General features: G+C 56.3%; 1 pseudogene. It reads right to left on the bottom strand.

Annotated elements, in window-relative coordinates:
* Positions 1–483: pseudogene (locus tag OSC10802_RS53475) on the bottom strand (hypothetical protein); the annotation flags it as partial.

Here is a 483-nt window from a genome sequence, read left to right as displayed (position 1 = left end):
CACAACCTCGGCGGTTGAGCCAACCGGCAATAGGGGAAATTCCGACAAGCTTGCCGGTTGAGCCACCGGCAATAGGGGAAATTCCGACAATTGAGACAACCTCGGCGGTTGAGCCACCGGCAATAGGGGAAATTCCGATAATTCCCACAGGCTCCCCGGTTGCGCCACCGACGGTAGGGGAAATTCCGATAATTCCGACAAGCTTGCCGGTTGAGCCACCGGCAATAGGGGAAATTCCGACAAGCTTGCCGGTTGAGCCACCGGCAATAGGGGAAATTCCGATAATTCCCACAACCTCGGCGGTTGAGCCACCGGCTCTAGGGGAAATTCCGACAATTGAGACAAGCTCCCCGGTTGCGCCACCGGCTTTCGTGGAGATTCCGACAATTGAGACAACCTCGGCGGTTGAGCCACCGGCAATAGGGGAAATTCCGACAAGCTTGCCGGTTGAGCCACCGGCAATAGGGGAAATTCCGATAATTC

Origin of the sequence: Kamptonema formosum PCC 10802 (genome assembly GCF_000332335.1) — a bacterium.
Classification (GTDB): domain Bacteria; phylum Cyanobacteriota; class Cyanobacteriia; order Cyanobacteriales; family Oscillatoriaceae; genus Oscillatoria.
This window is presented reverse-complemented; position numbering and strand designations above follow the sequence as displayed.